This is a genomic window from Microbacterium sp. P2_F9, assembly GCF_056403635.1.
In genome coordinates, this window is record NZ_JBFUFC010000231.1 from 1 (window position 1) to 5361 (window position 5361).

The 5361-nt window shown below is 70.2% G+C and carries 8 protein-coding genes; 1 reads left to right on the top strand and 7 read right to left on the bottom strand.

Features of this window, described 5'->3' with window-relative positions:
- Together AC1DVT_RS17605 and AC1DVT_RS17610 are read right to left on the bottom strand one after the other, a co-directional pair.
- A partial coding sequence (locus tag AC1DVT_RS17605; protein WP_477390412.1) for a class II aldolase/adducin family protein occupies positions 1–533 on the bottom strand: 533 nt, incomplete at its 3' end.
- A gap of 167 nt (positions 534–700) precedes the next feature.
- Complete coding sequence (locus AC1DVT_RS17610; protein ID WP_477390414.1) at positions 701–1519, bottom strand: MBL fold metallo-hydrolase; 819 nt, start codon at positions 1517–1519, stop codon at positions 701–703.
- A gap of 128 nt (positions 1520–1647) precedes the next feature.
- Between AC1DVT_RS17610 and AC1DVT_RS17615 the strand changes: the two genes are divergently transcribed.
- The gene (locus tag AC1DVT_RS17615; RefSeq protein WP_477390416.1) at positions 1648–1857 is read left to right on the top strand and encodes a hypothetical protein; all 210 of its coding nucleotides are present in this window, start codon (positions 1648–1650) and stop codon (positions 1855–1857) included.
- 26 nt (positions 1858–1883) lie between these two features.
- Here the strand turns inward: AC1DVT_RS17615 and AC1DVT_RS17620 are convergent, their stop codons facing one another.
- The 5 genes from AC1DVT_RS17620 to AC1DVT_RS17640 are packed head-to-tail and all read right to left on the bottom strand — an operon-like array spanning position 1884 to position 5233.
- Positions 1884–2480, bottom strand: coding sequence for an N-acetyltransferase family protein (locus AC1DVT_RS17620; RefSeq protein ID WP_477390418.1), 597 nt, complete (start codon positions 2478–2480; stop codon positions 1884–1886).
- Positions 2481–2490: 10 nt separating this feature from the next.
- On the bottom strand, positions 2491–3237 hold the full coding sequence (locus AC1DVT_RS17625; RefSeq protein ID WP_477390420.1) for a sulfate/molybdate ABC transporter ATP-binding protein: 747 nt from the start codon (positions 3235–3237) through the stop codon (positions 2491–2493).
- Entirely contained in the window at positions 3234–4013 is a 780-nt protein-coding gene (locus AC1DVT_RS17630) for an ABC transporter permease (RefSeq protein WP_477390422.1), read from the bottom strand. Before AC1DVT_RS17630 ends, AC1DVT_RS17625 begins: the two co-directional genes overlap by 4 nt.
- Before the next feature lie 23 nt (positions 4014–4036).
- Positions 4037–4837 (bottom strand): molybdate ABC transporter substrate-binding protein, encoded by an 801-nt coding sequence (gene modA / locus AC1DVT_RS17635; protein ID WP_477390424.1) that lies wholly within the window; start codon positions 4835–4837, stop codon positions 4037–4039.
- 3 nt (positions 4838–4840) lie between these two features.
- Positions 4841–5233, bottom strand: a complete 393-nt coding sequence (locus AC1DVT_RS17640) for a TOBE domain-containing protein (RefSeq protein ID WP_477390426.1) — start codon at positions 5231–5233, stop codon at positions 4841–4843.
- Positions 5234–5361 lie beyond the last annotated feature (128 nt).

Genomic DNA, 5361 nt, shown 5'->3' on the forward strand with positions numbered 1-5361 from the left:
CCCTCCGACAGGGCGACGATCGACTCGGGCTCCCACCGCAGGATGCTCTGGTTCATCTTCGTGTTGTCCCGGTAGGCGGGGATGTGGCTGAGGTAGGTCAGGTGCGGCGGCTGCGCGTGGACCACGGCGTGGAAGGGCAGCCCCCGTCGCCCGACCTGGTCGTCGTGCACGGCGAGGTGCGAGTTGAACTCGCTGGTGAGCCGCTCGAACTGGCGGCGCGGCGAGGTCAGCAGCTCGGCGTGGACTCCGTCGGCCTCGACGATGACAGCTCCCACCGCCGCGAGCGGGTCGTCCCCGATCTGACGCAGCCGACGCCCCGAACCGGTGACGAGCAGCGTCCGGCCGGCGAGCGCAGGAGCAGCCAGCGGAAGCTCGATCCGCTCCGAGAGCGGGAACACCTCCCGAACCCGAGGCAGTTCATCGAGGCAGATGGAGATGTTGCCGGCGCCGGCCTCGCTCGCGTCGATGTCGCAGATCCGTCGCCCGGCGGCGCCCATGTTCGCCAGATACTCCTCGATCGTGGGTCTGGTCACGTCCGCCATCGTCTTTCCCGCAACGCTGGGCGAAGTGCGGAAACTCTCCGCGGACATCTCCGCCTGCCTTCGCAGGACCATCCTTCCGAGCACCACGCTACCCATGAATCGTTTCAAACGCAATGTGGTCTGACCACTGATTCCGACTCCCGCCGGCGGCATCCGGCTCAGGGCGCTCCGTCTCGCTGCGCGAGGCTCTGCTCCTGCCAGGCGTGCACATCGCTCACCCATTCCCAGCCGGGCTTGGCGGATGCGCCGATCCGCGGGTCGTCGGGAACCTGCGCGTCACGCAGCGCCTGGACATACGCCCGGTCCTGATCGATCCGTGCGCGCAGCTGATCAGCGCCGCCGACAGACCCGTGACCTGGGACCACGACATCCACCGCGCCCGCCACGGCCTCGAGCAGCTGCAGGGCGGCGAGGTAGTCCGAGATCGGATCATCGGCCTGCAGGTCGAGCATGGGAATCAGGACGTCGGAGAGCATATCGCCGGCGATGAGGACGCGGCGTTCCTCGATCCAGAGCGCCGCGTGGCCCACGGAGTGAGCTCGATGCTCGATGATGCGGACGCTGGGCCCCTTCCATGGCACCTGCACGGTTCCGGCGGGCAGCCCGGTGATGAGTCCGAGCAGCTCCATCGGCACCTCATCGGCGACCTCCGGTGGCAGCTCTTCGGCGATCTCGGCCTGCCAGTCTGCGGCCGACAGCACCGCTGCGATGGATGCCGCGCAGCGAGCCGTGCCGTAGCGGGGCGCATCGCCGAGCGCAGGGTGCCAGAGCACGTGGTCCCAATGGGGATGCGTCGAGAAACCCGCCACGACGGACTGGCCCAGGGCGCGAAGGTCGTTCGCGATTGCGGCCATCTCGTCGCCCGTGATGCCGGCATCGATGAGCAGCACTCCGACGTCGCCTGCCACGACGACGGCGTTGCTCTGGATGCACTCGCTCTCGTGGACCAGTACGCCCTCGGCCACCGTCTGGAGCATGAGCTGACCTCGCCCTCATCGCGTCGTCTCCGCCGATGATCCCGCCCGTGGACGATGAGCGCAACCTCCCGTCAGGGCCGCTGGCGCATGATCCCCACCTGTGGCGGGACGGGAACTATGGTGGGCCTGTGAAGCGAATCTGGCCGTACCTCGTCCCCGGCATCCTGCTCAGCGCCGTCGGTCTGGTGTGGACGCTGCAGGGCCTGAATGTGCTCGGCGGCTCCGCCATGAGCGGCTCCCCCTTGTGGGCGACCATCGGTCCGATCGTGCTGCTGCTCGGTGTCGTGCTGATCGGGATCGCGATCGTCATCGCCCGGCGCCGACGCCAGGTGAAGTAACCGCGTCAGCCGTCCTGGCCGCGGACTCAGAGCGTGCGGGCGAACGCCTGGACGCCCTCGTGTGAAGGCAGCGGTTCGAATCCGACGCGCGGATAGAACGCGAGCGCACCGACGTTGTCTGACGATGCCACGAGGTGCAGGCCTGAGACGCCTCGCTCACGCAGCGCGGACACGAGCGTGTCGATGAGCCGGCGACCCCAGCCGTGACCCTGCAGTTCGGGGAGCAGGTCGATGTGCAGGTGCGCGGGGTACCCCTGCGAGTACGGCTCGCGCCCGGGTTCGCGCCCATAGGCATAGAGCAGGTTCCCGTCCTGGCGGGACTGCTCGCTGTCCGGCAGCGGCCACCGGTCGGCGAACCGCGGCCACCACTCGTCGTGGAACCACGCCTCGAACGCATCGGTGTCGGGTGTGCCGACGACATAGCCGGCGACTCGGCCATCGTCGGTCTCCACGACGAAGGCCAGCTCCGGATGCCGCGCCGCATAGGGGAGCACGAAGATCTCGGCCCACAGATCGTCGTCGGCGAGCAAGCCCGTCGCATCTGCTCCGGCATCCGCGGTCTTGAGGCAGATCTCGGCGAGGGCCGGCTCATCGCCCGGACGAAAGGGTCGGATCTTGGTCACCCGCCCGATTCTAGGGCGACCCGCCGAACCGGTGCGCGGCGGCGACGGCCGCGACGAACCGCGTGGCGGGCGAGGCGAGCACTTCTTCCACGAGTCCCTCCTGGGCGACCGTCCCCTGCTCCAGCACGATGAGACGGCGCGCGACGCCCACCGCATCGGTCGCGTCGTGCGACACAAGGAGGGCCGTCGCCCCCGTCTCAGCGAGCTGCGCGCGCAGCAGGTCCCGCAGGTCGGCGGCCGTCTCGACATCCAGCGAGGTGAGGGGTTCGTCGAGCAGCAGCATCCGCGGTTCCACGGCAAGCGCTCGCGCGAGCGCGACCCGCTGCTGCTGACCGCCGGACAGCTGCGCGGGATGCCGCTCCCCCGCGTCTCCGAGACCCACTCGTCGCAGCCACTCGGTCGCGCTCCGCCGCGCGGCGGCCCGGTCGGTGCCGTGCGCTCGTGGACCGAACGCGACGTTCTCGACGATCGTGAGGTGCGGGAACAGGCGTGGGTCCTGGCCGAGCAGCACCACTCCTCGCTCCGCCGCGGGGACATGGACCACCGGGGCGGTGGAGGCCACGGTGGCCGCGTCGAGGCGGACATGCCCGCCGTCCACCCGGACGAGTCCGATGATCGCGCTGAGCAGGGTCGACTTGCCCGCGCCGCTCGGACCCATGACGGCCACGACCTCCCCCGGGGTGGCAGTGATCGCGGCATCGAGCCGGAACCCGTGCCGTTCGACGATGACACGGGCGTCGAGCGCCGCGCCGGTCATCGCGGGGTCTCCGGGCGCCAGGCCCGCACAAGGAGGAGCACGGCGATCGCCGTGACGAGGAGCAGCAGCGAGAGGGCGACCGCGGTCCCCTGCGAGACGCCCGACCCGTTGAACGCCGTGTAGATGGCGAGGGGCATCGTCTGCGTCACCCCAGGGGCATTCCCGGCGAAGAGCGCGGTCGCCCCGAACTCCCCGATCGCGCGCGCGAAGCACAGGATGACCCCCGCCGTGAGCCCCGGTGCGGCGAGCGGGAGCGTCACTCGGCGCAGGATCGTCCACCGGCTCGCACCGAGTCCGGCCGCGGTCTCCTCATACCCGACACCGGTAGACCGCAGCGACCCCTCGACGGCGAGCACAAGGAACGGCAGTGCGACGAAGGTCTGCGCGAGGACGACCGCACCGGTCGAGAACGGAACGCGGATCCCGAACTCGCCCAGCACCTCGCCGAGCCAGCTCGTCCGCCCGAACAGGTAGAGCAGGGCGATTCCGCCGACCATCGGCGGCAGCACGAGCGGCACGGTGATGAGAGCCCGCAGGACGCCCGCCAGCCGCGCGGAGCTGCGCGCGATCACGAGCGCGAGCGGCACGCCCAGCCCGACGCAGACGAGCGTGGTGGTCAGGCCCGTCCCCAGCGAGAGCAGCAGCGCGGAGACCGCCTCGGGAGACGTGATGTCCGCCCAGAGCGTCGACCAGTCCACTCGCGCGACGAGGGTGACCAGGGGCAGCACGAGCAGTGCGAGGCCGATGACCGCGGGGATCAGCAGAATCTGCGGCACGAATCCCCTGGCTGCGCCGCGACTCACGGTGAGCCGAAGCCGAGCTCCGCGAGCACCCGCTGTCCCTCGGGGCTGAGCACGAACTCCGCGAAGGCCTCGGCCGCCTCCGGGTTGCGGGCGCCGGTCAGCGCGGCGATCGGATAGCGATTGACCACGTCGGCGGCGCCATCCGGCACAAGCGAGTCCACGTCGTCGCGGCCGAGCACGTCGGTCGCGTAGACCAGTCCCGCATCCGCTTCGTTCGCCGCGACCTTCGTGAGCACGGCCGTGACGTTCTGCTCGAGACTCGCCGGAGCGACGGTCACCCCGGCGTTCGCGAGCAGCTGCTGCGCAGCCGCACCGCACGGCACCTCCGGCGCGCAGAGCACGACGGTGACGCTGTCGTCGCCGAGGTCGCTCAGGTCTTCCACCCCGCCGGGGTTGCCCTTCGGCATCGCTATGACGAGGGTGTTGGTCGCGAAGAGCTCGGGGCCGATCGCAAGATTCGTGTCGACGAGCCGCTGCATGTTCGCCTCGTCTGCGGAGGCGAACACATCGGCGGGCGCACCCTCGACGAGCTGGGTCGCGAGCGTGCTCGATCCGTCGTAGACGATCGGGAGCACCTCGAGACTCGGGTTGCGCTCCTCGAACTTCGTCGCGAGCGCGTCGAATGCGTTCTGGAGMGAGGCGGCGGCATACACCGTGAGCTTGCCGGTGAGCTCGGGCCCGACCGAGGCCGCCGGCGTCTGCGGCGCATTCGGATCCTCGTCGCCGATGCTCGCGCAGCCGCTGAGGAGCAGAGCGGATGCCGCGGCCAGCGCGGCGAGTCGAGCAACGGGGCGCAACGCTCAGGCCTTCGGAGTCTCGACGATGACGTTGGTCGCCTTGACGACGGCGACCGCGAGCGACCCGACCTCGAGGCCGAGCTCCCGCACGGCCTCGGACGACAGCAGCGAGACGACCCGGTGCGGTCCGGATTGGATATCGACCTGCGCCATCACTCCGTCGATCTGCAGCCGCGTCACGAGCCCCACTAACCGGTTCCGCGCGCTGGAGAGCACATCGGTCGGATCGGATGTCGCGTGCGCGTAGTCGACGGCGCGTGCAGCGAGCGCGTCGCCGGGGATCTCGACCGGGCTCGCGTCGGTGGTCGGCAGCAGGCCCTGATCGACCCACCGGCGGACGGTGTCGTCGCTCACCCCGAGAAGGCGTGCCGCTTCGGTGATCTTGTAGCTCGCCATGGGCCTACGCTACACCCGCAGATACGGCGAAACACCGGGTTTACAGCCGCATCTGCGGCATCCCGATTACTACCGCCGGTCGGCCCTCCGCTCAGCGGAGGGGGATAGCGGGCGGGAGGGACCTGCAG